Origin of the sequence: Burkholderia sp. Bp8984, assembly GCF_003853755.1 — a bacterium.
Classification (GTDB): domain Bacteria; phylum Pseudomonadota; class Gammaproteobacteria; order Burkholderiales; family Burkholderiaceae; genus Burkholderia.
In genome coordinates this window covers 331,931-357,187 of sequence record NZ_QTQN01000002.1, presented here as the reverse complement: position 1 = coordinate 357,187, position 25,257 = coordinate 331,931, and the positions used below count along the sequence as shown (strand labels likewise).

Annotated in this window: 21 protein-coding genes, 1 tRNA gene and 1 pseudogene; 11 read left to right on the top strand and 12 right to left on the bottom strand. The window is 66.6% G+C overall.

Going from position 1 to position 25,257, the window contains the following annotated elements; all coding sequences use genetic code 11:
- Window positions 1-3: 3 nt before the first annotated feature.
- Window positions 4-1,224 carry a cupin domain-containing protein gene (locus DID98_RS03790; protein WP_124488292.1) on the bottom strand — a complete coding sequence of 407 codons (1,221 nt, stop codon included), beginning with the start codon at window positions 1,222-1,224 and terminating at the stop codon, window positions 4-6.
- A gap of 32 nt (window positions 1,225-1,256) precedes the next feature.
- Here DID98_RS03790 and DID98_RS03785 point away from each other — a divergent pair, with 32 nt between their 5' ends.
- On the top strand, window positions 1,257-1,799 hold the full coding sequence (locus DID98_RS03785; RefSeq protein WP_044847987.1) for a peptidylprolyl isomerase: 543 nt from the start codon (window positions 1,257-1,259) through the stop codon (window positions 1,797-1,799).
- On the opposite strand, the gene DID98_RS03780 is transcribed toward DID98_RS03785, so the two are convergent.
- The 6 genes from DID98_RS03780 to DID98_RS03760 all read right to left on the bottom strand — a co-directional run bounded on the left by DID98_RS03780 (window position 1,779) and on the right by DID98_RS03760 (window position 9,669).
- The gene (locus DID98_RS03780) at window positions 1,779-3,053 is read right to left on the bottom strand and encodes a hypothetical protein (RefSeq protein ID WP_124570258.1); all 1,275 of its coding nucleotides are present in this window, start codon (window positions 3,051-3,053) and stop codon (window positions 1,779-1,781) included. The genes DID98_RS03785 and DID98_RS03780 overlap by 21 nt on opposite strands.
- Window positions 3,034-5,691: a DNA mismatch repair protein MutS gene (mutS, locus tag DID98_RS03775; protein WP_124570257.1), complete on the bottom strand. Its 2,658-nt coding sequence runs from the start codon at window positions 5,689-5,691 to the stop codon at window positions 3,034-3,036. Before mutS ends, DID98_RS03780 begins: the two co-directional genes overlap by 20 nt.
- A gap of 94 nt (window positions 5,692-5,785) precedes the next feature.
- A complete protein-coding gene (locus DID98_RS35710; protein WP_185640823.1) occupies window positions 5,786-5,962 on the bottom strand; it encodes a hypothetical protein in 177 nt (58 codons plus the stop codon).
- A gap of 97 nt (window positions 5,963-6,059) precedes the next feature.
- The gene (locus DID98_RS03770) at window positions 6,060-6,965 is read right to left on the bottom strand and encodes an AraC family transcriptional regulator (protein ID WP_124570256.1); all 906 of its coding nucleotides are present in this window, start codon (window positions 6,963-6,965) and stop codon (window positions 6,060-6,062) included.
- 211 nt (window positions 6,966-7,176) lie between these two features.
- Window positions 7,177-8,799 (bottom strand): NAD(P)/FAD-dependent oxidoreductase, encoded by a 1,623-nt coding sequence (locus DID98_RS03765; protein WP_124522119.1) that lies wholly within the window; start codon window positions 8,797-8,799, stop codon window positions 7,177-7,179.
- A gap of 66 nt (window positions 8,800-8,865) precedes the next feature.
- Window positions 8,866-9,669 (bottom strand): inositol monophosphatase family protein, encoded by an 804-nt coding sequence (locus tag DID98_RS03760; protein WP_044847980.1) that lies wholly within the window; start codon window positions 9,667-9,669, stop codon window positions 8,866-8,868.
- A 281-nt stretch (window positions 9,670-9,950) separates the two neighbouring features.
- On the opposite strand from DID98_RS03760, the gene DID98_RS03755 reads away from it, so the two are divergent.
- The gene (locus tag DID98_RS03755; protein WP_124522115.1) at window positions 9,951-10,775 is read left to right on the top strand and encodes an RNA methyltransferase; all 825 of its coding nucleotides are present in this window, start codon (window positions 9,951-9,953) and stop codon (window positions 10,773-10,775) included.
- A gap of 329 nt (window positions 10,776-11,104) precedes the next feature.
- Window positions 11,105-11,878 carry a serine O-acetyltransferase gene (gene cysE, locus DID98_RS03750; RefSeq protein WP_044847978.1) on the top strand — a complete coding sequence of 258 codons (774 nt, stop codon included), beginning with the start codon at window positions 11,105-11,107 and terminating at the stop codon, window positions 11,876-11,878.
- A gap of 48 nt (window positions 11,879-11,926) precedes the next feature.
- Here the strand turns inward: cysE and DID98_RS03745 are convergent, their stop codons facing one another.
- The 4 genes from DID98_RS03745 to DID98_RS03730 form a co-directional block, all read right to left on the bottom strand.
- Window positions 11,927-12,727 (bottom strand): UDP-2,3-diacylglucosamine diphosphatase, encoded by an 801-nt coding sequence (locus DID98_RS03745; protein ID WP_124570255.1) that lies wholly within the window; start codon window positions 12,725-12,727, stop codon window positions 11,927-11,929.
- A 26-nt stretch (window positions 12,728-12,753) separates the two neighbouring features.
- Window positions 12,754-13,245, bottom strand: coding sequence for a peptidylprolyl isomerase (locus DID98_RS03740; protein ID WP_006483987.1), 492 nt, complete (start codon window positions 13,243-13,245; stop codon window positions 12,754-12,756).
- Window positions 13,246-13,333: 88 nt separating this feature from the next.
- Window positions 13,334-13,909 (bottom strand): peptidylprolyl isomerase, encoded by a 576-nt coding sequence (locus DID98_RS03735; RefSeq protein WP_012364186.1) that lies wholly within the window; start codon window positions 13,907-13,909, stop codon window positions 13,334-13,336.
- Between the two features lie 39 nt (window positions 13,910-13,948).
- The gene (locus tag DID98_RS03730; RefSeq protein WP_185640822.1) at window positions 13,949-14,671 is read right to left on the bottom strand and encodes a tetratricopeptide repeat protein; all 723 of its coding nucleotides are present in this window, start codon (window positions 14,669-14,671) and stop codon (window positions 13,949-13,951) included.
- A 234-nt stretch (window positions 14,672-14,905) separates the two neighbouring features.
- Here DID98_RS03730 and cysS point away from each other — a divergent pair, with 234 nt between their 5' ends.
- The 4 genes from cysS to tilS all read left to right on the top strand — a co-directional run bounded on the left by cysS (window position 14,906) and on the right by tilS (window position 19,737).
- Complete coding sequence (gene cysS, locus DID98_RS03720) at window positions 14,906-16,303, top strand: cysteine--tRNA ligase (protein WP_124570254.1); 1,398 nt, start codon at window positions 14,906-14,908, stop codon at window positions 16,301-16,303.
- 43 nt (window positions 16,304-16,346) lie between these two features.
- A complete protein-coding gene (locus DID98_RS03715) occupies window positions 16,347-17,216 on the top strand; it encodes a DNA-3-methyladenine glycosylase (protein ID WP_124570253.1) in 870 nt (289 codons plus the stop codon).
- A 99-nt stretch (window positions 17,217-17,315) separates the two neighbouring features.
- On the top strand, window positions 17,316-18,287 hold the full coding sequence (locus DID98_RS03710; protein ID WP_006478433.1) for an acetyl-CoA carboxylase carboxyltransferase subunit alpha: 972 nt from the start codon (window positions 17,316-17,318) through the stop codon (window positions 18,285-18,287).
- A gap of 43 nt (window positions 18,288-18,330) precedes the next feature.
- Window positions 18,331-19,737: a tRNA lysidine(34) synthetase TilS gene (gene tilS / locus DID98_RS03705; protein ID WP_124522113.1), complete on the top strand. Its 1,407-nt coding sequence runs from the start codon at window positions 18,331-18,333 to the stop codon at window positions 19,735-19,737.
- A gap of 122 nt (window positions 19,738-19,859) precedes the next feature.
- On the opposite strand, the pseudogene DID98_RS36570 reads toward tilS, so the two are convergent.
- Window positions 19,860-20,097: pseudogene (locus DID98_RS36570) on the bottom strand (hypothetical protein); the annotation flags it as partial.
- On the opposite strand from DID98_RS36570, the gene DID98_RS03700 reads away from it, so the two are divergent.
- The 4 genes from DID98_RS03700 (at window position 20,080) to DID98_RS03680 (ending at window position 25,077) form a co-directional block, all read left to right on the top strand.
- Window positions 20,080-21,333: an aspartate kinase gene (locus DID98_RS03700; protein ID WP_040144529.1), complete on the top strand. Its 1,254-nt coding sequence runs from the start codon at window positions 20,080-20,082 to the stop codon at window positions 21,331-21,333. The pseudogene DID98_RS36570 and the gene DID98_RS03700 overlap by 18 nt on opposite strands.
- A gap of 111 nt (window positions 21,334-21,444) precedes the next feature.
- Window positions 21,445-21,538 (top strand) — tRNA-Ser (locus DID98_RS03695).
- Between the two features lie 185 nt (window positions 21,539-21,723).
- Window positions 21,724-23,097 carry a hypothetical protein gene (locus DID98_RS03690; protein WP_124570252.1) on the top strand — a complete coding sequence of 458 codons (1,374 nt, stop codon included), beginning with the start codon at window positions 21,724-21,726 and terminating at the stop codon, window positions 23,095-23,097.
- Between the two features lie 450 nt (window positions 23,098-23,547).
- Window positions 23,548-25,077, top strand: a complete 1,530-nt coding sequence (locus DID98_RS03680; RefSeq protein ID WP_124488279.1) for a NuoM family protein — start codon at window positions 23,548-23,550, stop codon at window positions 25,075-25,077.
- The last annotated feature ends 180 nt before the right edge of the window (window positions 25,078-25,257 follow it).

Sequence of the window (25,257 nt, the reverse complement as noted above, 5' to 3'; positions counted from 1 at the left end):
CCACTAAATCCGGTATCCGACCCGCAGCCAGCCCGCACAATACCATTCGTGCAGCAAGGCTGTCATCGAGGGAGCCCGGGATAGTGTTACAAACCGTTTCGCCTCCATGTGGCGGAGATTGGCCAGTTCGGGCAGCCATTCGCCGGCTTGCTCGAGCGGTTGTTCCTCGCCATTAATGAAGTACGATCGCGCGTTATACATCAATGCGGCGCGTCTGTCGAGATGCACGCCCCGGCGCGATGCCTGCGCGACGAACGCGGCCTCGGACAGCGGCCGCGCCGGCGGCTCGAATACGACGTTCGATTTGGGCTCGCTCAGGTAGCAGCCGAGGAATTCGGCGACGTCGCGCTTGCGCCAGCGGATCGCCTCGACGATCTCGGCGACGCGCTCGACCATCGCCGGCGGCAGTTGCGCGGGGGTGTCGACGGCCGGCTGCTTGGGGTCGCGGTAGAGCGCGTCGCCGCGCTCGTCGCGCAGGCCGCCGCGTTCCGCGAGGTAGTACAGGAATTGCGCGCCCAGCTCCCCCGCGGACGGCGCCCGAAAGCCGATCGAGCAGGTCATGCATTCGCCCTCCGCTACGCCGTCGTGCGCGATGTGCGGCGGCAGGTACAGCATGTCGCCCGGCTCGAGCACCCATTCGTCGCTCGGCTCGAAATGCTCGAGGATCTTCAGCGGCACGTCCGGCTGCAACGACAGGTCCTTCTGCGCACCGATGCGCCAGCGGCGCCGGCCTTCGACCTGCAGCAGGAATACGTCGTACGAGTCGAAGTGCGGGCCGACGCCGCCGCCGTCCGTCGCGTACGAAATCATCAGGTCGTCGAGACGCGCGTCCGGGATGAAGCGGAAGCGGTCGAGCAGCGCGCGCGCCGCGTCGACGTGCAGGTCGAGCCCCTGCACGAGCAGGGACCAGGATTTGCGCGAGATGGCCGGCAGCGCGCCCGGCTCGAACGGGCCGTGCGCAAGTTGCCACTTGTTACGAAAATGGGTGATCAGCCGCGATTCGGCGTCATAGTCGGCTGCCAGCTCGAACAATGCGTCGCGCGTGACCGGCGGCTTCACGCCGGGGATCGCCTGGCGGATCAGCAGCGGCTTTTTCTGCCAGTAGCGGCGCATGAATTGCGCCGGCGAGAGGCCGCCGAGCAGCGGCGTGGGAAGATCGGAAGGCGGCGCGCCGAGCGGGGCGTCAGCGGCATCCCGCGGTTCGGCTTGAGACCGGTTGCGCATCGTATAATGAGACTTGTATTTGGGAGAATTGGATGAAAATCGCAAAAAACACCGTCGTGTCGGTCGCTTACAAGCTGTCGGATGCGCAAGGCAATCTGATCGAGGAAAGCGACGAGCCGATGGTTTATCTGCACGGCGGCTATGATGGCACGTTCCCCAAGATCGAGGAACAGCTCGACGGCCAGGAGCCCGGTTACCAGGCGCAGGTTCAGCTCGAGCCGCAGGACGCGTTCGGCGACTACGATCCCGAACTCGTGAAGATCGAGCCGCGCGATCGTTTTCCCGAGCCGATCGAAGTGGGCATGCAGTTCGAAGGCACGCCGGAAGACGGCGACGAGGAAGTGGATTCGCTGATCTACACGGTCACCGACATCGCCGAAGACAAGGTCGTGCTCGACGGCAACCACCCGCTCGCGGGCATGGCGCTGCGTTTCGCGCTCACGGTCAAGGACGTTCGCGAAGCGACCGAGGACGAGATCGAGCATGAGCACGCGCACGGCGCGGAAGGCCTCGAAATCGTCGACGAGGACGAAGACGAGGACGGCGACGCACCGTCAGGGCGCACCCTGCACTGAACTGGCGGGCAGGCCGGGCGCCGGCCCCGAGGCAGGGGGCGGCGCGGGCCACGAGGCGCCGCCCGGCGTCGTGCCGTCGCCCTGCAGCGGCGGCGCGACCGACGACGAGTCGGGCAGGGCCGGCAAGGCCGGGATCTCCGGCATCTGCGGCAGCGGGACCTCGTCGCGCGGCACGACCGGCAGCGCGGGCGGGGTTGGCAGATTCTTCGGCACGTCCTGCAGGCTCACGTTGAAGATCGTCTGCCGTGCTGGCGACACGTTGACCTTCACCCACTGATTCGCCGGCTGACGCGGTCCGATCGCGACACGCGTCACATTTCCCACCAGCACACCGTCGTCCGCATGCAGCGGGCGATCGATCAGGAAACCATTCGCAAGCGGCTCGCTGCTCGCGTGCATCACCAGAATCGGGCCGCGGAATGTCGCCGCCGCCTTCACCAGCGTTCGTTTCAGTTCACGGAAGCCGTCGCGCACGCGCGGCCGGTTGAAACGCAACCACGCAAAGCGTTCGGTCCGCTCGTAGCGATCGAACTGCGGATCGCCTTCGAACATCACCACCATGGCGCGCGCTTCGCGCCGCTTCGCGTATTCGGCGGCGTGGTCGATCCAGAAGCCGTTCGCGACGATGCGGTCCTCGAATTCGCCGTTGCGGCCGCCGGCCGTCAGATAGTGATTGTTCGGCGCCGGTGCGTTCAGCGCGACGTAGACGACGTCGTCGTGCATCCAGCGCGCGTTTTCGCGATACGGCCGGAACCGCGCGACTTCACTTTCGCGGGTGATCTGCAGCGCGCCGGCGTCGGGCAGCGCGGCGTCCGCCAGCAGCGTCTGGCGCAGGAAGTCCAGGCGTTCGACCGGATCGTAGCTGCCGCCGGCCGCCGTGTTGCACGTTGCCCAGTCGTCGTGGCCGGGAATGAACACGAGCGGCACGCGCGATGCGTCCAGGATCGCGCCGCGCTGCGTGTACAGCGAGTCGCGGCACGCTTCCTTCGCACCCTTGAGGTCGCCCGCATAGACGACGAAGGCCAGATTGCGCTCGCGCGCGATCGATTCGAACAGCCGCTGCGCGGCCGGCTCGTCGGCCGGCGCGTTGATGACGCCCGACACGATCGCGAACGAGTAGGGGGCGGCGGCACGCTTGGGCGGTGCCGCGAGCGTGCTCACCTGCACGAGCGCGAGCGTCGCCGCGACCAGTGCGGCTGCGGCGGCGCGGGCCGGCCGGCCCGACGGGAGGCGTTTACGCGTGCCCGTCGACATCGTGCGAGCGGACGAGCGTGCGCAGTTCGTACAGCAGGTCGAGCGCCTCGCGCGGCTTGAGGTCGTCGGGATCGATGTCGCGCAGCTTTTCGAGTGCCGGATGCGGGACGTTGGCCGGCGCCGGCGCATCTGCGCACGCGAGTTCGTCGGCCGCGGCGGGCGGCGCGCTGAACAGGTCGAGCTGCGGCGTGTGCTGGGCGGCCGACTGCTGTTCGAGATACGCGAGATGCTTGCGCGCGGCGCGGATCACCGGCGCCGGTACGCCCGCGAGTTGCGCGACCTGCAGCCCGTAGCTCTGGTTCGCCGGGCCTTCGTTGACCGCGTGCAGGAACACGATGCCGTGGCCGTGCTCGACGGCCGACAGATGGACGTTGGCCGCTTGCGGGAATTCGGCCGGCAGCTGCGTCAGTTCGAAGTAGTGCGTCGCGAACAGCGTGTAGCAGCCGTTTTGCGCGAGCAGGTGACGCGCGATGGCCCATGCGAGTGCGAGGCCGTCGAACGTCGACGTGCCGCGGCCGATTTCGTCCATCAGCACGAGGCTTTGCGGTGTCGCGTCGTTCAGGATCGCGGCGGCTTCGGTCATCTCGACCATGAAGGTGGAGCGCCCGCCGGCGAGGTCGTCGGCCGCGCCGATCCGTGTGAAGATCCGGTCGATCGGGCCGAAGCAGGCCGATTTCGCGGGCACGTAGCTGCCGACGTACGCCATCAGCGCAATCAGCGCCGTCTGCCGCATGAAGGTCGACTTACCGCCCATGTTCGGGCCGGTGATCAGCAGCAGCTTGCGCTCGGCGCCGAACCGGCAGTCGTTCGCGATGAACTGCTCGACCTGCGCTTCCACGACCGGGTGGCGACCCTGTTCGATCTCGATGCCGATTTCGTCGGTGAAGGCAGGCGCGACCCAGTCGAGCGTGCGGGCGCGCTCGGCGAACGCGGCGAGCACGTCGAGCTCCGCGAGCGCCGACGCGACGCGCTGGCACTCGGGAATGAACGGCAGCAGCGCCTGCAGCACGCCGTCGTACAGCGCGCGCTCGCGGGCCAGCGCGCGTTCCTGCGCGGACAGCGCCTTGTCCTCGAAGGTCTTCAGTTCGGGTGTGATGTAGCGCTCGGCGTTCTTCAGCGTCTGGCGGCGGCGATAGTCGTCGGGCACCTTGTCAGTCTGGCCGCGCGTGACCTCGATGTAGAAGCCGTGCACCTTGTTGTATTCGACGCGAAGGTTCGCGATGCCCGTGCGGGTGCGCTCGCGCGCCTCGAGATCGATCAGGAACTGCCCGCAGTTCTCGGAGATGTCGCGCAGTTCGTCGAGCTCCGCGTCGTAGCCGCGCGCGATCACGCCGCCGTCGCGCACCATCGCGGCCGGCTCGGGGGCGATCGCGCTGGTCAGCAGGTCGAGGCATTCGGCGGGCGGCGCGAGCGCCGCGTCGACGCGGGCAAGCGCATCCGCGTTCGCGACGATCGCGCTGATGCGCTCGCGCAGCGCGGGCAGCGCGGCGAACGTGTCGCGCAGGCTCGACAGGTCGCGCGGCCGCGCGGACAGCAGCGCGAGCCGCCCGGTGATCCGTTCGACGTCGGCGATCTGGCGCAGCGCGCTGCGCAGTGCGTCGAGGCTCGCGTTCGCCGGTGCGTCGAGCAGTGCGCCGATCGCTTGCTGGCGCGATTGCGCGGCGACCGACGCGCGCGGCGGATGATGCAGCCAGTGACGCAGCAGGCGGCTGCCCATCGTCGTGCAGCAGGTGTCCAGCAGCGAGTACAGCGTCGGCGATTCGGTGCCGCGCAGCGTTTCGGTCAACTCGAGGTTGCGGCGCGTCGCCGGATCGAGCCCGATGTATTCGGTTTCGTTCTCGACCTTCAGGCTGCGCACGTGACGCAATTGCTGACCCTGTGTGGCGGCCGCGTACAGCAGCAGTGCGCCGGCGGCTCCGCATGCGCTCGTCAGCGAATGCGCGCCGAAGCCGTCGAGGCCCGCGACGTCGAGCTGGTCGCACAGGCGCTGCGTGCCCGATGCGATATCGAAGTGCCATGCCGGCACGCGTTTGATCGCGCCGGCGCCCGCGGGCACGGCGTCGGTCGCGCCGTCCGCCGTCAGGATTTCGGCTGGCCGGATGCGTTCGAGCGCGGCGCCGAGCTGGTCGGGTTCGATCTCGGCGAGCCGCAGTGCGCCGCTCGCGAGGTTCAGCCACGCGAGGCCGATGTTGACCGCGACGCCGCGCTTGTTGTGGCCCGTGCACATCGCGAGCAGGTAGACGTCGTTCTTGTCGGACAGCAGTGCCGCGTCGGTCAGCGTGCCGGGCGTGACGACGCGCACGACCTTGCGCTCGACCGGCCCCTTCGACGTGGCGGGGTCGCCGATCTGCTCGCAGATCGCGACCGATTCGCCCATCTTCACGAGCTTCGCCAGATACTGTTCGACCGCATGATGCGGGACGCCGGCCATCTTGATCGGCGTCCCGGCCGAGGCGCCGCGTTGCGTGAGGGTCAGGTCGAGCAGGCGTGCGGCTTTCTCCGCATCCTCGAAGAACAGCTCGTAGAAGTCGCCCATCCGGTAGAAGACGAGCGTGTCGGGGTGATCGGCCTTGATGCGCAGGTACTGCTGCATCATCGGAGTATGGCCGGCGAAGGCTTCGGGCGACAGCGTGGTCATAGGTCAGGCAGGAAGTTGTTGCTTTGGTTGCCCGAGTTTACCAGTCGCTTCCATGTGCACGCGCGAAGTTCGCCGTTTGGCCAGTTGCCGGCGGTCAGGGGTGGCAGTTCTGCACAGGCAATTTCCGCTTCTCGGCGTCGGTATCGAGATTGAGGATCATCTCAATACGGATTTCGTTGACCGTAAGCGGAACGACAACGAGATACCGGCTTGCGAAAGCGGGACGCCGATCGCCCATGCACCGACCGGATTGATGGCCGATATCGGTCATTCGATCTCGTGCGGTGCAGCTGACTGCCGTCACTTTGCAGGTGCGGCCGTCGGTCGGATGCTCATGTGACTCGCAAGAGCCGCGTCGGCCACGCTCCTCAAACGTTGTCCATGCGCCAACGACGCGGCGTAACACCGGTCACGCGCGTGAATGTTCTCGTGAAGTGGCTCTGGTCGGCGAAGCCGCATGCATCCGAGATCATTTGCAGCGGCACCGACGATGTGCGCATGTACATCATTGCGCGTTCGATGCGCTGATTGATCAGCCAGCGATGGGGCGGTAACCCGGTGGTCCGATGAAAGGCCTTGACGAAGTGGCCACGAGACAGGCCGCACGCTTTCGCCACATCGGCGATCGAGATGTTGCCGGTAAGGTGTTCGAGCAGAAAGCCTTTCGCCACGCGCTCCTGCCACCCCGTGAGTTTGCCGGTCGACTTCTCCCGCCGCTCGCCGATGCCGCCGTACAGACGCGCGACATGCGTCTGGAAGGCGAGCGCGACGTGGTCGATAAACAGCTGGGATGCGTGCTCGGGCCGCGCCAGGGCGGGGAGCAGGGCTTGGCCCAGGCGATGGATGACCGGATCCGTCGCACTCAAATGCGGCGGCAAGTAAAGCTGGGGCCGCTGCCTGCCACCGATTTCATCGACTGTCTCCTCCAGCGTTCGGCGCGGGAGGTGAAAATGGATGCAGTCGAACGCCCCCTTCAGGTCGGAAACCCAGCTGCGATCGAGGTCGTGAATCGTGACGGTCCCTGCGTCATAGGGGACGAAACGAGCAATACGTCCGTCAAGCCACAATTCCTGTTCGCCGAACGCGCGCAATTGCAACACGATGAGATCGGCGTCTTCAAGTTCGTATGGCGCGGTTCGGCCAATATTTCTACGAGATGTCTGCAGTCGGCTGATGCCGACCTGGGCGTGCGGCAGCGTCTGCGTGACCACGCTTTGCCTGAGGTCGGCCGGCATGAAATCAGATGACGCGTTGTCCGACTGTGCGGCGGTCATGGATTCGTGGAAACGTGGAGAATTCGGCCGCGGAGTATACCAAAGCGAAATTTGGCCTGGCACCGGCCGTGTTCGGCACATTGACCACTAATGGCCGCGGCGCATCGCAAAGAGGGGCTAGCTTCGCGTGGCGAACCTTGTCAGGCAGGGCGCAGATACTGCTGGATCACCCGGCGCACGGACCTTCGTGCGCCGGGCCTGACGGGCAATATCAGGACGCGTGCGCCGACATCAGATCGAGCGCCACCGCCTGCGCGACCTCGATACCGTCGATGGCTGCTGAATAGATGCCGCCGGCATACCCGGCGCCTTCACCGGCCGGATACAACCCTTCGACGTTCACGCTCTGGTAATTGTCCTTGCGCCGGATCCGGATCGGCGACGACGTGCGCGTTTCCACGCCGGTGAGCACCGCGTCGTGCATCGCGAAGCCGGCGATCTTCTTGTCGATCTGCGGCAGCGCTTCACGAATGGCTTCGATCACGTAGTCAGGCAGCGCGGTGCTGAGGTCGGTCGGGCGCACGCCCGGCTTGTACGACGGCACCACGGAACCGAGCGACGTCGACGGCCGTCCTGCGATGAAATCGCCGACCAGCTGGCCCGGCGCGCTGTAATCGCCGCCGCCGAGTTCGAACGCGCGTTCTTCCCACTTGCGCTGGAACGCGATGCCCGCGAGCGGGCCGCCCGGATAGTCCTCCGGCGTGATGCCGACGACGATGCCCGCGTTCGCGTTGCGCTCGGCGCGCGAATACTGGCTCATGCCGTTGGTGACCACGCGGCCCGGCTCGGAGGTCGCCGCGACCACCGTGCCGCCGGGGCACATGCAGAAGCTGTAGACCGCGCGTCCGTTGCTGCAGTGATGAACCACCTTGTAGTCGGCCGCGCCGAGCTGCTTGTGGCCCGCGAACTTGCCGAAGCGGCTGCGATCGATCAGCCCCTGCGGATGTTCGATCCGGAAACCCAGCGAGAACGGCTTCGCTTCGACATACACACCGCGATCGTGCAGCATCTGGAACGTGTCGCGTGCGCTGTGGCCCACGGCCAGCACCACGTGATCGCACCGGAGCGTTTCGCCGTTCGACAGCGTCAGCGAGCGCACCTTGCCCTGATCGATCTCGATGTCCTCGACCCGGGTTTCGAAGCGCACTTCACCGCCCAGTTCGTGGATGGTCGCGCGCATCTTTTCCACCATGCTGACGAGGCGGAACGTGCCGATGTGCGGCCGGCTCAGATAGAGGATGTCCTCCGGCGCGCCGGCCTTGACGAATTCGTCGAGCACCTTGCGGCCGTAGTGATGGGGATCCTTGATCTGGCTGTACAGCTTGCCGTCGGAAAACGTCCCGGCCCCGCCTTCGCCGAACTGCACGTTGGACTCGGGATTGAGGACGCTCTTGCGCCACAGGCCGAAAGTGTCCTTGGTGCGCTCGCGCACGGCCTTGCCGCGTTCGAGGATGATGGGGCGGAAACCCATCTGCGCGAGGATCAACCCCGCAAACAGGCCGCACGGCCCCATGCCGATGACGACCGGGCGCAGGAAGTTGCCGTGCTCGGGCGCCTTCGTGACGAAGTGGTACGCCATGTCGGGCGTCACGCCGCAATGCGGCGTGCCGGCGAGTCGCGGAAGCACGGCCGCTTCGTCCTTGACCTCGACATCGACGATGTACGTGAGCTTGATGTCGGAGCGCTTGCGCGCATCGTGCGCACGGCGGAACACCGTGTAACGGAGGAGCCCGTCTGCCGCCACGCCAAGCTCCGCGAGGCGCGCGCGAATCGCGGCTTCGAGGGCGCTCTCGGGGTGGTCGAGCGGGAGTTTAAGTTCGCTTAGCCGTAACATGAATATTCGGATACGGTCGCCACGAAGTCGTGGCGGTGTTGAGACGGGCGCGGGCGCGGCGCGGATTTACTCCGCTGCCGGATGCATGTAGCTGTAGCGGTTCAGGATCGGGATCATCTGCGCGTAGATCTTCGGATTCGCCGCGACGATCTCATGACGATGCAGGAAATCGGCGTCGCCCGTGTAGTTGCCGACGAGGCCGCCGGCTTCGGTGATCAGCAGGCTGCCCGCCGCCATGTCCCACACGTTGATGCCTTGCTCGAAGAACGCGTCGAGACGGCCGGCCGCGACGTTCGCGAGATCGAGTGCGGCCGCGCCCGGGCGGCGCAGCCCCGTGCAGGCCTGCGTCATTTCGGTGAACAGGCGCGCGTAGGCGTCGAGGCCGTCCTTCTCGCGGAACGGGAAGCCCGTGCCGACCAGCGCGTCCGCCAGGCGGTCGCGGCGGCCGACGCGGATGCGGCGGTCGTTCAGGTACGCGCCGCGGCCGCGGGTGGCCGTGAACAGGTCGTTCTTGTTCGGATCGTAGACGACGGCCTGCGTGACGACGCCCTTGTGCTCGAGCGCAATCGATACGCAGTAGTAAGGGAAGCCGTGGATGAAGTTGGTCGTGCCGTCGAGCGGATCGATGATCCACTTGAATTCGGATTCGTTCTCCGATTCGCCCGATTCTTCCGCGAGGATCGCGTGGTCGGGGTAGGCGGTCTTCAGCGTCTCGATGATCGCCTCTTCGGCGGCCTTGTCCACTTCGGTGACGAAGTCGTTCTGCTGCTTCTTGCGGATCTCGATCAGGTCGAGGTCGAGGGAGGCACGGTTGATGATCTGTCCGGCGCGGCGCGCAGCCTTGACAGCGATGTTGAGCATGGGATGCATGAGCCTGGATCCTGTAGCCGGCGGCACGGGCCGCCACGAAGTGGAACACACCGCCCGGAACGGCGCAAAACGTGCCGGGCGAGATGAGACGCGAATTGACAAAGAGCAGGGTACGACCCGCGTCGCACGGGGTGCGGCGCGTAAACGCATGATTTTACCCGATTTTCGGGAGTTTCAGGTGACCGGGATGCGGGGAAACCCCCACTGGCCGTCCGGACGAGTGGGTTTGCCGGGGCGATGGCGATACCATACTGCCATTCTGACGAACCGAGTCGTATGTAGTGGAAACCCCGCAGAACCCCGCCGTGCCGTCCGAATCGGGCGCGGCTTCGTCCCCGCCGCTGTCCGGCGGCTTCACTTCCACCCGTTTCGTGCTCGTCGAGCCGAGCCATCCCGGCAATGTCGGGGCGGCCGCCCGCGCGCTGAAAACGATGGGTTTCTCCAGGCTCGTCCTGGTCGCGCCGCGCGTGCCGCACGTGCAGAGCGACCCCGAGGCGATCGCGATGGCGAGCGGTGCGGACGACGTCCTCGCGTCCGCGCACGTCGTGCCCACGCTCGGCGACGCGCTGTCCGGCGTCCACTGGTCGATCGCGCTGACCGCGCGCACGCGCGAATACGGACCGCCGCGCCTTGCGCCGCGCGCGGCCGCCGAACAGGCGCACACGCAGGTCGGCACCGGCGACATCGCGCTCGTGTTCGGCAACGAACGCACGGGCCTCGCGAACGAGCACGTCGAGCAGTGCAGCGCGCTCGCGCATATCCCGGCGAATCCGGCCTACAGTTCGCTGAACCTCGCGCAGGCCGTGCAGGTGCTCGCGTATGAACTGCGTGTCGCGTTCCTGGAGCAGGGGAGCGAGTCGCCGCGCGACGCGCAGCCCGAGGTCGGCACGCTCGCGCAGAGCGACGAGATCGAGCGGATGTACGCGCACCTCGAGAATGCGCTGGTCGCGCTCGATTTTCTCGACCCGCGCAACCCGAAGAAGCTGATGCCGCGGCTGCGGCGCCTGTTCGCGCGCACCGGCCTCGAGCGCGAGGAGGTCAACATCCTGCGCGGCATCGCGAAGCACATCCTGCTGAAGTCCGGCACGCCCGAAGGCGACGCGTAAGCGGCCGAAGTACGCCGCGGCCGGGCGCTCAGGTGTTCGACGGATGCGCTCCGGCCTGCAGCCGGCGTGTCGCATCGGTCGCCGCGACGGTGGTGCCCGGTCCGTGCCCGGCCATCGGATGACCGCATGACGCGCATGACCGCGTTACCCGGCCACGACGGGCGTCCCGCGCGAATACCCGCGCCGCCGACGGGGTGAACGCGCGACGCTGTGCGGCCGCGGGCGAGTGGCCCTACAATCGCCGGACATCATAAGCAAATTACCCGGCGCGATAACGACCGGCCGTTGCCGGCGGGCGTGCCGGCCTTTTCCCCAGCCCAGACCCGATCATGTTCACCAGACTGCGCGAAGACGTTGCGACGATTCGCGAGCGGGATCCCGCCGCTCGCAGTGCCTGGGAAGTGCTGACCTGTTATCCGGGGCTGCACGCGCTCGTGCTGCATCGCTTCGCGCATGCGTGCTGGCGCGCGAAGCGCTACTGGCTCGCACGCTTCGCGTCGCAGGCCGGGCGCTTCCTGACGGGTATCGAGATCCACCCGGGTGCGACGATCGGCCGGCGCGTGTTCATCGATCACGGGATGGGTGTCGTGATCGGCGAAACCGCGATCGTCGGCGACGACTGCACGATCTATCAGGGCGTGACGCTCGGCGGCACGTCGCTCACGCGCGGCGCGAAGCGCCATCCGACGCTCGAGGCCGGCGTGATCGTCGGTGCGGGCGCGAAGGTGCTCGGCGGTTTCACGGTCGGCGCGGGCGCGAAGATCGGTTCGAACGCGGTCGTCGTGAAGCCGGTGCCGGCAGGCGGCACCGCGGTCGGCAATCCGGCGCGCATCGTGATGCCGGCGCAACCGAAGCCGCAGCCCGAGCGCGCCGCGTTCTGCGCGTACGGGATCACGCCGAACGCGGACGACCCGATGTCGCTCGCGATTCACGGCCTGATCGACCACGCGGCGAAGGAAAGCCGGCGCGTCGACGAGATCGTCGCGGCGCTCGAGCAGCTCGGCACGCATCTGGAAACGCTGCAGGGCGCGGACGCGGCGCGTCTCGATCTGCGCAGGCTGTCGGCGGTGCTGGAAGGCAAGGCGGTCGAGCGCCAGGCGTAACGCGGCGCGTGCCGGCGGCCGCCGGCAGCTGCGGTCGTGTCGCTCGCGTCAGTCGAGCGGCATCGCGTGGATGCCTTCGGCGTCGACGCGCAGATAGCCGCCGCGCGGCATGCCGTGGTCGAGATCCCAGTCGGGCAGTACCCAGCGAATCCCGCCCGGTTCGAGGTGGCGCGCGGGGCGATGCGTGTGGCCGTGAATGATCACGCTCGCACGGCTCTTCCGGAACAGCGCGGCGATGCCTTCACGCGTGACATCGTAGATCGCCGAAGCGGGGCGCATCCGGCCCGCTTCGCTGTTCGAGCGCATCCGTTGCGCGAGCGCGCGGCGCCAGCGGAACGGCCACGCGAGAAACAGCGCCTGCGCGAGGCCATTGCGGGCAAACCGCCGAAATATCTGATAGCCGCGATCGGCCGTGCATTGCGCGTCGCCGTGGGTGAGCACGATGCGCTGGCCGAACGACGTGATCAGCGCCGGGTCGCGCAGCAGCATCGCGCCGGCCGCCTTCATGAAGCGCCGGCCGAGCAGGAAATCGCGATTGCCGTGCATCACGTAAAGCGCGATCCCGCGCTCCGAGAACGTATGCATCAGCGCGGCCATGCGTGCCGCGAACGGATCGTGGTCGAGCACGTCGTCGCCGATCCAGTATTCGAACAGGTCGCCGAGGATGAACACCGAGTCGGCGCTGTCGGCCGTGTATTTCACGAAATGCTCGAACGCGGCGACCGTCTTCGGAATCGCCTCGCTCAGGTGCAGATCGGAGAGAAACAGGAACGGGCGTGCGGCTTGCGCGTATTCGCGCTCGCCCGGCACGCCCGCGGAGACGCTTCGCGGCGGACTCTCCTGCAACATCGAAGTGCCTCCGTAACGGCTGTGGGTCAGACCACCACGGCCTTTTCGATCACGACGTCGTCGGTCGGGACGTCCTGGTGGAAGCCCGCGTTGCCCGTCTTGACGCCCTTGATCTTGTCGACCACATCCTGGCCTTCGACAACCTTGCCGAACACAGCGTAACCCCAGCCCTGCGGCGTCGGCGACGAGTGGTTCAGGAAATCGTTGTCGTTCACGTTGATGAAGAACTGGGCGGTCGCCGAGTGCGGATCGTTCGTGCGCGCCATCGCGATCGTGTAGTTGTCGTTCTTCAGGCCGTTGTTCGCTTCGTTGTCGATCGGCGCGTCGGTCGGCTTCTGCTTCAGGCCCGGCTCGAAGCCGCCGCCTTGAATCATGAAGCCGTTGATCACACGGTGGAACACCGTGCCGTCATAGTGGCCCTTCTTCACGTAGTTGAGGAAGTTCTCGACCGTCTTCGGTGCCTTCGCGGCGTCCAGCTCGAGCTTGATCACGCCGTGGTTCGTGTGCAGTTCAACCATGATGAATTCCTTCGGTGAGGCGGTTTAAATGGCACGCGGCCGGTCGTGCGACGCGGCCGCGTGTGGCGCCGGACGTGCCGGCAGGTGCTTATTTCGAAACGATGCTGGCCGATTCGATCAGGACCGGCTGGGCCGGCACGTCCTGCATCGGGCCGCGCGAGGTCGTCGCCACGCCTTCGATCTTCTTCACGACGTCGAGGCCCGACACGACCTTGCCGAACACCGCATAGCCGTTGCCGTCCGGGTTCGGGTAGTCGAGGCCGCTGTTGTCGACCGTGTTGATGAAGAACTGCGCGGTGGCCGAGTTCGGATCGCTGGTACGCGCCATCGCGATCGTGCCCGTCAGGTTCTTCAGACCATTGCGGCTTTCCAGCGGGATCGGCGCGCGGGTCGGCTTCTCCTCGAAGTTGGTCTTGTAGCCGCCGCCCTGGATCATGAAGCCCTTGATCACGCGATGGAAGATCGTGCCGTTGTACTGGCCGGCCTTCACGTAGTCGAGGAAGTTGGCGACCGTCTTCGGCGCCTTCTCCGGGTAGAGCTCGACACGGATGTCGCCCTGGGAGGTCTTCAGCTGCACGACGGGGTGCGCGGTGGCCGATTGCGCGAACGCGGGCGCGGTCGCGAGAAGGGCGGCGCCGCCAAGCGCCAGCAACAGACGTTTCATTGCGATCCTCAGGTTGGGAGGGAGGGAAGGTTGCGCCGCTTACTGCGACGGCGCGACGTACGGCGCTGCCAGCGCACCGGACGGACCGTTGAACTGGAACGTCGGCGATATCGGCAGCGTGGTGGTGCTCACGTTTGCGGCGGCGCGATCGGTGTATGCGCGCGTGGCCGGCGTGACGCCGCGCGCGTTGGCGGCCGGCTTCGGCGGCGACACGATCTTCTGCAGGTCGGCGAGGCGCTGTGCGGTCGCGCCGCTCGTGCGGCCGAGCGCTTGCGCGCGCTTGTACGATTCGGCCGCGAGGCGCAGATAGAGGTCGCCGAGGTTCTCGTATGCGAGCGAGTAGCTCGGGTTCGATTGCGTCGCGGTGACGAGCGCGCTGCGCGCTTCGTCGTAGCGGCCGTGCTTCGCGTAGAGCGCCGCGAGGTTGTTGTACGGTTCGGGCAGTTCGGGGTAGGCCTGCGTGATCGCGATGAACTGCTGGATCGCGTCGTCGTCGCGGTTCAGGCGGGCGAGCACGGTGCCGCGCTTGAACTGCGCCTGCACGTCGTGCGGATTCGCCGCGATGCGCGCGTCGAGTTGCGCGAGCGCCTGTTTCCATTGCTTGCCGGAGATCGACGCGTCGATTTCGGGCGTGCCGTCGGCGGTGGCCGGGGCCTTCTGCGCATGCGCCGCGGGGGCTGCGAACAGCGTCAGTGCGACGCCCATGACGGCGGTCGCAACGAGGGTCGCAGCGCTCGGCGCGCGGCCGCGATGAGGTTTCATAGGCGTAAATCGGAATGTTATACTCCGAGCCATTCTAACAAAACGTCTGCGCGTTCCGGCGAGCGGCAGACAGTCTTTCTTTGCCTCTCGTGGCCGTCACCGCTGTGCTTGCAGCCTGACCGCCCCATGTGATAACGAGGACGCGCGGCGGCGAGCCGCAGCAGGTGGTCCGTGCGTTTCGCATGCTGGGCGAGCTTCGCCAGGGCGGTTTCCTTCGGCTCACGGTTCATCTCTATGGAATCACTGCGCATCTACAACACGCTCGCGCGTGACAAGCAAGTTTTCGTGCCGCGCCAGTCAGGCGAAGTGCGGATGTACGTATGCGGGATTACCGTCTACGACTATTGTCACGTGGGCCACGCGCGCATGCTGGTCGTGTTCGACCTCGTCCAGCGCTGGCTGCGTGCGATCGGCTATCGGGTCACGTACGTGCGCAACATCACCGACATCGAGGACAAGATCATCCGCCGCGCGGTCGAGAACGGCGAGACGATCAAGTCGCTGACCGACCGGTTCATCGGCGCGATGCACGAGGATGAGGCGGCGCTCGGCATCCAGCGTCCGGACATCGAGCCGCGCGCGACGCAGTTCATTCCGCAGATGCTCGGGATGATCGAGAAGCTCGAGGCGAACGGCTACGCGTACCAGGCGAGCGACGGCGACGTCAACTATTCGGTGCGCAAGTTCGCGAACTACGGGAAGCTGTCGGGCAGGTCGCTCGACGACCTGCGCGCGGGCGAGCGCGTTGCCGCAAACGATGCGAAGCAGGATCCGCTCGACTTCGTGCTGTGGAAGCGCGCGAAGGAGGACGAGCCCGACGGTGCGTCGTGGGCATCGAAGTACGGGATGGGCCGGCCGGGCTGGCACATCGAGTGCTCGGCGATGGGCTGCACGCTGCTCGGCGAGCATTTCGACATCCACGGCGGCGGGCAGGATCTGCAATTCCCGCACCACGAGAACGAGATCGCGCAGAGCGAAGGCGCGACCGGCCAGACGTTCGTCAACTACTGGATGCACAACGGCTTCGTGCAGGTCGACAACGAGAAGATGTCGAAATCGCTCGGCAACTTCTTCACGATCCGCGAAGTGCTCGAGCGGTACGACGCCGAGGTCATGCGCTTCTTCATCGTGCGCACGCACTACCGGTCGCCGCTCAACTACAGCGACGTGCATCTCGACGACGCGCGCGCGTCGCTCACGCGCCTGTACACGGCGCTGAAGGATGTCGAGCCCGACACGCTCGCGCTCGACTGGAACGAGCCGCACGCGCAGCGTTTCGCGGCCGCGATGAACGACGACATCAACACGCCGGTCGCGGTGGCGACGCTGTTCGAACTGGCGGGTGAAGTCAATCGCACGCGCGATGCATCGCTCGCGCGGCAACTGAAACAACTGGCGGGCCTCCTGGGCCTGCTCGGCCGCGAACCGCGCGCGTTCCTGCAGCAGGGCACCGGTGCCGCGCAGGCGGGCGGGCTCGCAGCCGACGAAATCGAAGCGAAGATCGCCGCGCGTGTCGCGGCGAAGCAAGCGAAGGACTATGCCGAAGCGGACCGGATTCGGGCGGAACTGCTCGACGCCGGTATCGCACTTGAAGACAAACCGGGCGGATCGACCGAATGGCGTCGCGTATGAGCGCGATGCGTTCCACTGACCGATCCGTCAGGTAGGAGGCAGGATGGCAACGGCCAGAAAAGCGCCGGTCAGGCGTGCGACTCCGCTCGCCGCGCGTCCGGCAGCCAAGCGCGCGCCAGCGGCGAAGGCGGACGCGACGCGCGCCGTGCCGAACGGCGCGCTCAACGGTCATGCAAAGCCCGCGCGCGCGAAGGGCGTGGACGCGGCGCAGCCGGAGGTCGCGATGGCGGCCGCCGACGCGGCCCGCAAGGTGCGGGCAGCCGATGCGGCAGTCGACGGCGCCGATGGCGTCGTGCGTCCCGCGTACTGGGATAAAGCGAGCGCCGATCTCGTCAAGCGCGACCGCATCCTGAAGAAGCTGATCCCGAAGTTCGGCCCCGCGCATCTCGTGAAGCGCGGCGACCCGTTCGTCACGCTCGCGCGTTCGGTCGTCGGCCAGCAGATCTCGGTTCCGTCCGCGCAGGCGCTGTGGGCGCGCATCGAGGATGCGTGTCCGAAACTCGCACCGCAGCCGGTCATCCGGCTCGGCGCGGACAAGCTGATCGCGTGCGGGCTGTCGAAGCGCAAGACGGAATATATTCTCGATCTCGCGCAACACTTCGTGTCGGGCGCGCTGCACGTCGACAAATGGACGTCGATGGACGACGAGGACGTGATCGCGGAACTCACGCAGATCCGCGGCATCGTCCGCTGGACGGCCGAGATGTTCCTGATCTTCAACCTGTCGCGGCCGGACGTGCTGCCGCTCGACGATCCGGGCCTGATCCGCGCGATCAGCGTCAATTACTTCAGCGGGGAGCCCGTTACGCGCAGCGAGGCGCGTGAAGTGGCCGCCAACTGGGAGCCGTGGCGTACCGTCGCGACCTGGTACATGTGGCGCAGCCTCGACGCACCGGACGCCGACGTCGATTGACGGCTATCGGGTTTTAAACATCAATAGTTGAGAGCCGGTTTTGCACGTCGCCCGCGCGGGTAGAATACGCGCTGCCGCAAGACCCAAGGATTCGAACACATGAAGACCACGTTTCTGGATTTCGAACAGCCGATCGCCGAACTCGAGGCCAAGATCGAAGAGCTGCGATTCGTGCAGGACGACTCGGCTGTCGATATTTCGGAAGAAATCGAGCGGCTGTCGAAGAAAAGCCAGCAACTGACGAAGGACCTCTACGCGAACCTGTCGCCGTGGCAGGTCTCGCAGATCGCGCGGCATCCGCAGCGTCCGTACACGCTCGATTACGTTGCGGAACTGTTTACCGATTTTCACGAACTGCATGGCGACCGCGCGTTCGCGGACGACCTGTCGATCGTCGGCGGCCTCGCGCGCTTCGGCGGCCATCCGTGCATGGTGATCGGCCATCAGAAGGGCCGCGACACGAAGGAGCGCGCCGCGCGCAACTTCGGGATGCCGCGTCCGGAAGGCTATCGCAAGGCAGAACGGCTGATGCGTCTCGCCGAGAAATTCGGGCTGCCGATCTTCACGTTCGTCGACACGCCGGGCGCATACCCGGGCATCGGCGCGGAAGAGCGCGGCCAGTCGGAGGCGATCGGCCGCAACCTGTACGTGATGGCCGAACTGAAGACGCCGATCATCACGACCGTGATCGGCGAGGGCGGTTCGGGCGGTGCGCTCGCGATCGCCGTGGCCGACACCGTGATGATGCTGCAGTTCTCGACCTACTCGGTGATCTCGCCGGAAGGCTGCGCGTCGATCCTGTGGAAGAGCGCCGCGAAGGCGCCCGAGGCCGCGGAAGCGCTGGGCCTGACCGCGCATCGCCTGAAGGCGCTGGGCCTGATCGACAAGATCATCAACGAGCCGCTCGGCGGCGCGCACCGCGATCCGAAGGGCATGGCAGCGTTGCTGCGCCGTGCGCTCGCCGATTCGCTGCGCCAGTTCCAGGGCATGAGCATCGATGCGCTGCGCGAGCGCCGCTTCGAGCGCCTGATGGCCTACGGCAAGTTCAAGGAAACCACGCCCGGCGCATGACCGGCGTGTTCGCATCGCGCGCCGTCCGGCGCGCGTCTCGCTCGTGATCCCCCCGACCGAATTCTCCGCCGACCGTGTCGTCCTCGACGCGGTCGGCGTTGCGCTTGCCGATCTGCCGGCCGATGCGCGCATCGCGATCGCGTACAGCGGCGGCCTCGACTCGACGGTGCTGCTCGACGCGGCCGTGCGTGTGGCGGGCGCCGCGCGTTGCGTCGCGCTGCACGTGCACCACGGCCTTAGCGCGAACGCTGACGCATGGGTCGCGCATGCGCAGGCGACGGCCGGGCAACTTGGCGTCGCGTTCGAGTCGGAGCGTGTCGATGTGCCGCGCGACAGCGGCCTCGGCATCGAGGCGACCGCGCGCGAGCGCCGTTATGCGGCGCTCGACGCGATGTGCGAGCGCCACGGCGTGGCCGCGCTCTGGGTCGCGCAGCATGCGGACGACCAGGCGGAGACCGTGCTGCTTCAGCTGTTGCGCGGCGCGGGGATCGCGGGCCTGGCCGCGATGGCACCGCGTTATCGGCCTGACGGCGCAAGCGTCGAGCGCGTGCGGCCGCTGTTGCGATTGTTGCGCGCGCAACTGGAGCGCTATGCGGCGCAGCGCGCGCTGACGTGGATCGACGACGAATCGAACGGCGACACGCGCTACGCCCGCAATGCGCTGCGCATCGACGTGCTGCCGGCGCTCGCCGTGCATTTCCCGGGTTTTCGCGATGCGCTGGGCCGCGCGGCCCAGCATGCGGCCGCCGCGCAGCGGCTGCTCGATGATCTCGCCGAACTGGATTTCGCCGGCGCCGCGCGCGACGACGGCCGCGCGCTGTCGCGCGATGCGCTGGTCGCGTTCGACGATACGCGCGGCGCCAACCTGCTGCGTTTCTGGATGCGCCGGCTCGGGCTGCCCGGTGCGTCGGCGGGGCGGCTGGCGAACATGATGCGGCAGCTGCGCGCCGCGCACGACGCGCATGCGCTGCGGGTCGATCACGCGGGGCAGTGCCTGCGGCTCTATCGCGACACCGTGTACTGGGAGGCGGGCGACAGCGCCGAGCCGGCCGACGACGGCACCGGAACGCCGCATCCCGAATCCTCGCTCGCGTGGGACGGCCAGGAAGTCTGGCGCGTGCCGGCATGGCGCGGCACGTTCGTGTTCGCGCCGGCCGAGGCCGGCAGCGACGGCGCGGTGCCGGAGGCGCTGCTGCGCGGCGCGACGCTCGCCGCGCGCGCCCGCGCGGGCGGCGAGCGGCTGCGTACGTCGCCCGGCGGCCCGGGCCGCACGCTGAAGAACCTGTTCCAGGAGCGCGGCGTGCCGGCCTGGCAGCGCGACGTGCCGCTGTTGTTTGCGGGCGAGCGGCTCGTCTACGTGCCGCGGCTCGGCGTGAATCACGGCGACGGGCTGGCCGATGCCGGCGCGTGGCGCCGGATCGAATGGCGTCCCGACCTGCTGATCGCATAGCGGCGACACGCTTGCCGCCGCGCGATCGCGCGCCGGTTTTCACCATTTGGTAAACAGCGCCGGAACGCTTGCCGAACCGGCGAGCGGCTTGTCAAGCGGGCCTCTATCGGGTACGCTCGGTCGTTTGCTCGGCTCGATTTTTGAGCGATTTGTGCAGGTTTTCCGCGTGACGTACCCGGTTTGCGCGGCCTGATCGGCCTTCCGGGCAAAATCCGTCACGCTTGCGTGTTGCGTCCCAGCCGTCCCCCTCGTCGTCCGTCCACAGCCACAAGCCGCGTGACCGAACGGCAACGCGGCCTGCCCAGCGCGCCCGTGCGGCTTCTCCTCCAGTTCAGAACGACAATGGCACTCATCGTACACAAATACGGCGGCACTTCGATGGGCTCGGTCGAGCGCATCAAGAACGTCGCGAAACGCGTCGCAAAATGGCATCAGGCCGGGCACCAGATGGTGGTCGTGCCGTCCGCGATGTCCGGCGAAACCAACCGTCTGCTCGGTCTCGCGAAAGAGATTTCGAGCCAGCCGAGCCCGCGTGAGCTCGACATGATCGCGTCGACCGGCGAGCAGGTCAGCGTCGGCCTGCTGTCGATCGCGCTGCAGGAAATCGGCGTCGAGGCCGTGAGCTATGCCGGCTGGCAAGTGCCGATCAAGACGGACAGCGCGTTCACGAAGGCGCGCATCCACTCGATCGACGACGAGCGCGTGAAGGCCGATCTGAACGCCGGCAAGGTCGTGATCATCACGGGCTTCCAGGGCGTCGATCCGGACGGCCACATCACGACGCTGGGCCGCGGCGGCTCGGACACGTCGGCGGTGGCGGTCGCGGCCGCGCTGGATGCCGAAGAGTGCCTGATCTATACGGACGTCGACGGCGTCTACACGACCGACCCGCGCGTGGTCGAAGAGGCGCGACGCCTCGATCGCGTGACGTTCGAGGAAATGCTGGAAATGGCCAGCCTCGGCTCGAAGGTCCTGCAGATCCGCTCGGTCGAATTCGCCGGCAAATACCAGGTGAAGACGCGCGTGCTGTCGAGCCTGACCGATCCGCTGATTGCGCTCGACGAAGAAATGCGCTCGGGCACCCTGATTACTTTTGAAGAAGACGAGACCATGGAAAAGGCAGTCATTTCCGGCATCGCGTTCCAGCGCGACGAAGCACGCATTGCGGTGATGGGCGTGCCCGACAAGCCGGGCATCGCGTATCAGATCCTCGGCCCGGTCGCCGACGCGAACGTCGACGTCGACATGATCATCCAGAACCAGAGCGTCGAAGGGAAGACGGACTTCACGTTCACGGTCGGCCGCGGCGACTACCAGAAGGCGATGGACATCCTCACCAACCAGGTGCAGGGCCATGTGAGCGCCGAGCGCGTGCAGGGCGACCCGAAGGTGTCGAAGGTGTCGGTCGTCGGCGTCGGCATGCGTTCGCACGTGGGCGTCGCGAGCAAGATGTTCCGCACGCTGTCGGAAGAGGGCATCAACATCCAGATGATCTCGACGTCCGAAATCAAGATTTCGGTGCTGATCGACGAGAAATACATGGAGCTGGCCGTCCGCGCGCTGCACAAGGCATTCGAACTCGACCAGGCCGCGTGAATTTTTTCGTGATGTATTGAAGAAAATGCATCACGGAAATTGACGCACGGTTCGAAACCCTATATTATCTCGTTCTCGTCGCACTGCCTCCCTGGTGCGAGCGAAAGTTTGGGAGACGTGGCCGAGAGGTCGAAGGCACTCCCCTGCTAAGGGAGCATCTGGGCCAAAACCTGGATCGAGGGTTCGAATCCCTCCGTCTCCGCCAAAAGCGGTGACAAAGCCCCGCAAGTTCTCGGACTTGCGGGGCTTTTTCTTTTCCGGCGTCGTTTCCGCACGCACCGCCCGGCGCCACGCTTCGTCCGGACAGCCAATCAATGCTCGACTCGGGCGGCGCTCATGCGCTAAATAGGCGTATCGCCTCGCGCGGCTCAATCGGGAGTTCCGGCACGCATGCATTCCGTACTGACCATCCTTTCGCACCGTCCCGTCGACGGGCTCGTCGACAATCACGAACGTTACGCGCGGGCCCACGGCTACCGGCACGCGATCGTCGACGGCACGCACGTGTACGGCGAGCGCCAGCAGGTGCTGCACAAGTACCACGCGATCATCGCGCAGCTCGTCGCGATGGAGCAGGGCGCGTTGCTGCTCGTGCTCGATCCGTTCTCGGTCGTGTTCGGCCAGCATGCGTTGCCGGCCGTCGCGGACGGTTATGACGCGATCGTCACGACGCAGACCTCGAAGTCGTCGTTGCCCGCCGCGAGCGGCATGATCTTTCGCAACGTGCCCGACGTGCGCGAGTGCTTGCGCAAGCTGGTGGTCGAGCTCGGCAAGTGGGCGATGCGCCTGCCCGAGCGGCAACACGCATGCGAGGCGACGCTGCTTGCCGAGCACTTCCCGCCGCTGCCGTTCGACCAGCCGCTCGCGACCGGCCATTTCGCGTCGGCCCAGACGGTATGGCGCGACGGGCTAGCGATCGACGCGGTCGTCGGCGCGCATCCGCTCGTGGCGCACCAGGCGCCCGAATGGCAGCAGATCGATGGCGTATGGGTGCCGACGCCCGACTACGACTTTCGCTACGTGCTCGCGCTCGTCGACGACGCGGCGCGTGTCCAGCGGGGCGAGCAGCCGAGCGCGATGGACGACTGGCGCACCGCGCAGCAACGCCCGCGCGAACCGGCGCGACACCTGAACCCGCATGCAAGCATTGCGTTCGTGAGCCTGCACACGTCGCACATCGCCGGTTACGGCGATCTTCACGAAGAGAACTTCGTTCGCTACTGCACGCGACACGGCTATGCGTACCACGCGTATCGCGAACCGCCCGCGCTCCTGCCGGCCGGCGTCGATGCGAACTGGGCGAAGCTGCACCTGATTCGCGAACATCTGCCGGATCACGCGTTCGTGTTCTGGGTCGACGCCGACATCCTCGCGATCGACCAGCGCCAGACGGTCGACGGCGTGATCGACGGCCGCGATTTCGTGATCGGCACCGACCACACGGCCTGGGCGATCAACTCGTGCATGATCGGCGTGCGTAACGTCGCGCCGATGCGCGAACTGGTCGAGCGCATATGTGCGCGCATCGAGCGCATCGGCGATCGGTCGTCGGTCTATGCGAGCGGCGGCGACCAGCAGGCGCTCTATGTCGAACTGCTGGAGGCGGGCATGATCGACGCGCGCTACATCGTCGATGCGATGTCGCTCGCGTCATCGCCGGTCTATGCGACGCGCGACAGCCGCTTCGTCCATTTCCCCGCGCAACACAACCACTATCGCGCGGTGACGATGCGCGTATGGGACAGGCTGAGCCATCAACGCTGACGGAATGCGCCGCGATTTCCGGTGTTCCGGATCGCGGCGATCGGCGGCCGGTGAAATAAAAATGAAAGTATCCGTGTAAGGATTGAATCGCTCTCATTCATCCTTCCCCGCATTCCACGCTTGCGCCCCGAAGAATCGGTCTTCCGGCCAAAAATGCGGCATCGCACCGATTCGTGCGATCGGCGTCGCATTACAATACGAAAAATTACGCATAAAAATCAGCGATCTATCCGGGCGTCGTGAAAAGCTCCTCTGCTGCGATGCAAAAAATAATCATTCGCCTTATGCTGGTTAACCCGATTGCGCTTGAGCGGCGTCAAACTTTGCCCTGATTCCGCTTTACATTTTGCCAACATTGGCGGTCCGCGAAATCTATCTGTCGATTTGATTTCGTTTCCTTCGTCACGCCTGTTTCCGATGCAGCGCGCGACCCTCTCAAGGCCTGTTGACATGCATGATTTCCCCTTTCTGAGCCTGGCGATCTGGGTTCCGATCCTGTTCGGCGCGTGCCTGCTGCGCGCCGGTTCCGACCGTCATCCGCATCGCACGAGGCTGATCGCGCTGGTCGGCGCACTCGCGGGGCTGGCCGCCGTCGTGCCGCTCGTCACCGGTTTCGATTCGCACTCGGCCGCGATGCAGTTCGCCGAAACCCGCAACTGGCTGGCGGCTTTCAACGCCGGCTGGCGTGTCGGGATCGACGGCGCGTCGCTGTGGCTCGTCGTGCTGACCGCCTTCACGACGCTCGTCGTCGTGATCGCGTCGTGGGAAGCGGTGACGGTGCGGGTCGCGCAGTACTACGCGTCGTTCCTGATCCTGTCGGGGCTGATGGTCGGCGTGTTCGTCGCGCAGGACGGGCTGCTGTTCTTCATCTTCTTCGAGGCGACGCTGATTCCGCTGTACCTGCTGATCGGCACGTGGGGCAGGGAGCATCGCGTCTACGCGGCCGTGAAGTTCTTCTTCATCTCGTTCGCGGGTTCGCTGCTGCTGTTGATGGCGATGCTGTACCTGTACGCGAAGTCGCATACGTTCGACATGAACGCATGGCGCACGCTGCAGCTCGGCTTCGCGCCGCAGCTGCTGGTGTTCCTCGGTTTCTTCGCCGCGTTCGCGGTCAAGGTGCCGATGTGGCCGGTTCATACGTGGCTGCGCGACGTCTACACCGACGGCCCGACGGGTGCCGCGCTGATGCTCGCGATGCTCAAGCTCGGCGGCTACGGCTTCCTGCGCTTCGCGCTGCCGATCACGCCGGACGCGAGCCACTTCTTCGCGCCGGCCGTGATCGCGCTGTCGCTGTTCGCGATCGTCTACGCGAGCCTGATCGCGCTCGCCCAGACCGATCTCGGCAAGCTGCTCGCGTATTCGACGGTTGCGCACATGGGGATCGTCACGCTCGGGCTGTTCCTGTTCAACCAGATCGGCGTCGAAGGCGCGATCGTGCAGCTCGTGTCGTACGGCTTCGTCGCGGGTGCGATGCTGCTGTGCGTGAGCGTGCTGGTCGATCGCACGAAGCAGCGCGAGATCGCCGCGTACGGCGGCGTGGCGGGCGTGATGCCGCGCTTCGCGACGTTCGCGCTGCTGTTCGCGATGGCCAACGTCGGCCTGCCGGGCACGTCGGGCTTCGTCGGCGAGTTCATGGTCATCATGGGCGCGATCCGCGTCAACTTCTGGATCGGCGCGATCGCGGCGCTCACGCTGATCCTCAGCGCGTCGTACACGCTGTGGATGGTCAAGCGCGTCGTGTTCGGCAAGATCGCGGGTCCGCGTATCGCGAAGCTCGCCGACCTGAGCCGTCGCGAGATCGTGATGTTCGCGTCGCTCGCGCTGATCGTGTTGATGGTGGGCGTCGATCCGAAGCCGTTCACCGACGCGATCGATCCGACCGTCGCACGGCTGATCGAGGAAGCGAGCCGTTCGAAGCTGCCGGCCGGGGACGGCGGCGCACCGGCGCAGCCGGCGTACATGGCCGCGGCGCACGGCTGAGCGCGTGACGCCGCGCACGAGGTCCGCATCGCGTGCCGATGCGGACATCGTTGCGCGCGCATTCATCGGGGCAGGGCGGACACGAGCCCGCGGTTTTTCGCCGATTTCGGCCGTCTCAAGGCCCTCGGCGTGAGACCCGAGGCCCGCGGCCGCCTCCCGGCTGCGTGAAATTGCCCCGCG

Bases quoted from the DNA above. Each gene is read 5' to 3' on its own strand.
- DID98_RS03765 (WP_124522119.1), bottom strand. From the start codon at position 8,799: ATGTTACGGCTAAGCGAACTTAAACTCCCGCTCGACCACCCCGAGAGC.
- DID98_RS03760 (WP_044847980.1), bottom strand. From the start codon at position 9,669: ATGCATCCCATGCTCAACATCGCTGTCAAGGCTGCGCGCCGCGCCGGA.
- DID98_RS03770 (WP_124570256.1), bottom strand. From the start codon at position 6,965: ATGACCGCCGCACAGTCGGACAACGCGTCATCTGATTTCATGCCGGCC.
- DID98_RS03700 (WP_040144529.1), top strand. From the start codon at position 20,080: ATGGCACTCATCGTACACAAATACGGCGGCACTTCGATGGGCTCGGTC.
- DID98_RS03740 (WP_006483987.1), bottom strand. From the start codon at position 13,245: ATGGTTGAACTGCACACGAACCACGGCGTGATCAAGCTCGAGCTGGAC.
- DID98_RS03730 (WP_185640822.1), bottom strand. From the start codon at position 14,671: ATGAAACCTCATCGCGGCCGCGCGCCGAGCGCTGCGACCCTCGTTGCG.
- DID98_RS03680 (WP_124488279.1), top strand. From the start codon at position 23,548: ATGCATGATTTCCCCTTTCTGAGCCTGGCGATCTGGGTTCCGATCCTG.
- DID98_RS03715 (WP_124570253.1), top strand. From the start codon at position 16,347: ATGGCAACGGCCAGAAAAGCGCCGGTCAGGCGTGCGACTCCGCTCGCC.
- cysE (WP_044847978.1), top strand. From the start codon at position 11,105: ATGTTCACCAGACTGCGCGAAGACGTTGCGACGATTCGCGAGCGGGAT.
- DID98_RS03690 (WP_124570252.1), top strand. From the start codon at position 21,724: ATGCATTCCGTACTGACCATCCTTTCGCACCGTCCCGTCGACGGGCTC.
- DID98_RS03735 (WP_012364186.1), bottom strand. From the start codon at position 13,909: ATGAAACGTCTGTTGCTGGCGCTTGGCGGCGCCGCCCTTCTCGCGACC.
- DID98_RS03785 (WP_044847987.1), top strand. From the start codon at position 1,257: ATGAAAATCGCAAAAAACACCGTCGTGTCGGTCGCTTACAAGCTGTCG.
- cysS (WP_124570254.1), top strand. From the start codon at position 14,906: ATGGAATCACTGCGCATCTACAACACGCTCGCGCGTGACAAGCAAGTT.
- DID98_RS03710 (WP_006478433.1), top strand. From the start codon at position 17,316: ATGAAGACCACGTTTCTGGATTTCGAACAGCCGATCGCCGAACTCGAG.
- DID98_RS03790 (WP_124488292.1), bottom strand. From the start codon at position 1,224: ATGCGCAACCGGTCTCAAGCCGAACCGCGGGATGCCGCTGACGCCCCG.
- DID98_RS03780 (WP_124570258.1), bottom strand. From the start codon at position 3,053: ATGTCGACGGGCACGCGTAAACGCCTCCCGTCGGGCCGGCCGGCCCGC.
- mutS (WP_124570257.1), bottom strand. From the start codon at position 5,691: ATGACCACGCTGTCGCCCGAAGCCTTCGCCGGCCATACTCCGATGATG.
- DID98_RS03745 (WP_124570255.1), bottom strand. From the start codon at position 12,727: ATGTTGCAGGAGAGTCCGCCGCGAAGCGTCTCCGCGGGCGTGCCGGGC.
- DID98_RS35710 (WP_185640823.1), bottom strand. From the start codon at position 5,962: ATGACCGATATCGGCCATCAATCCGGTCGGTGCATGGGCGATCGGCGT.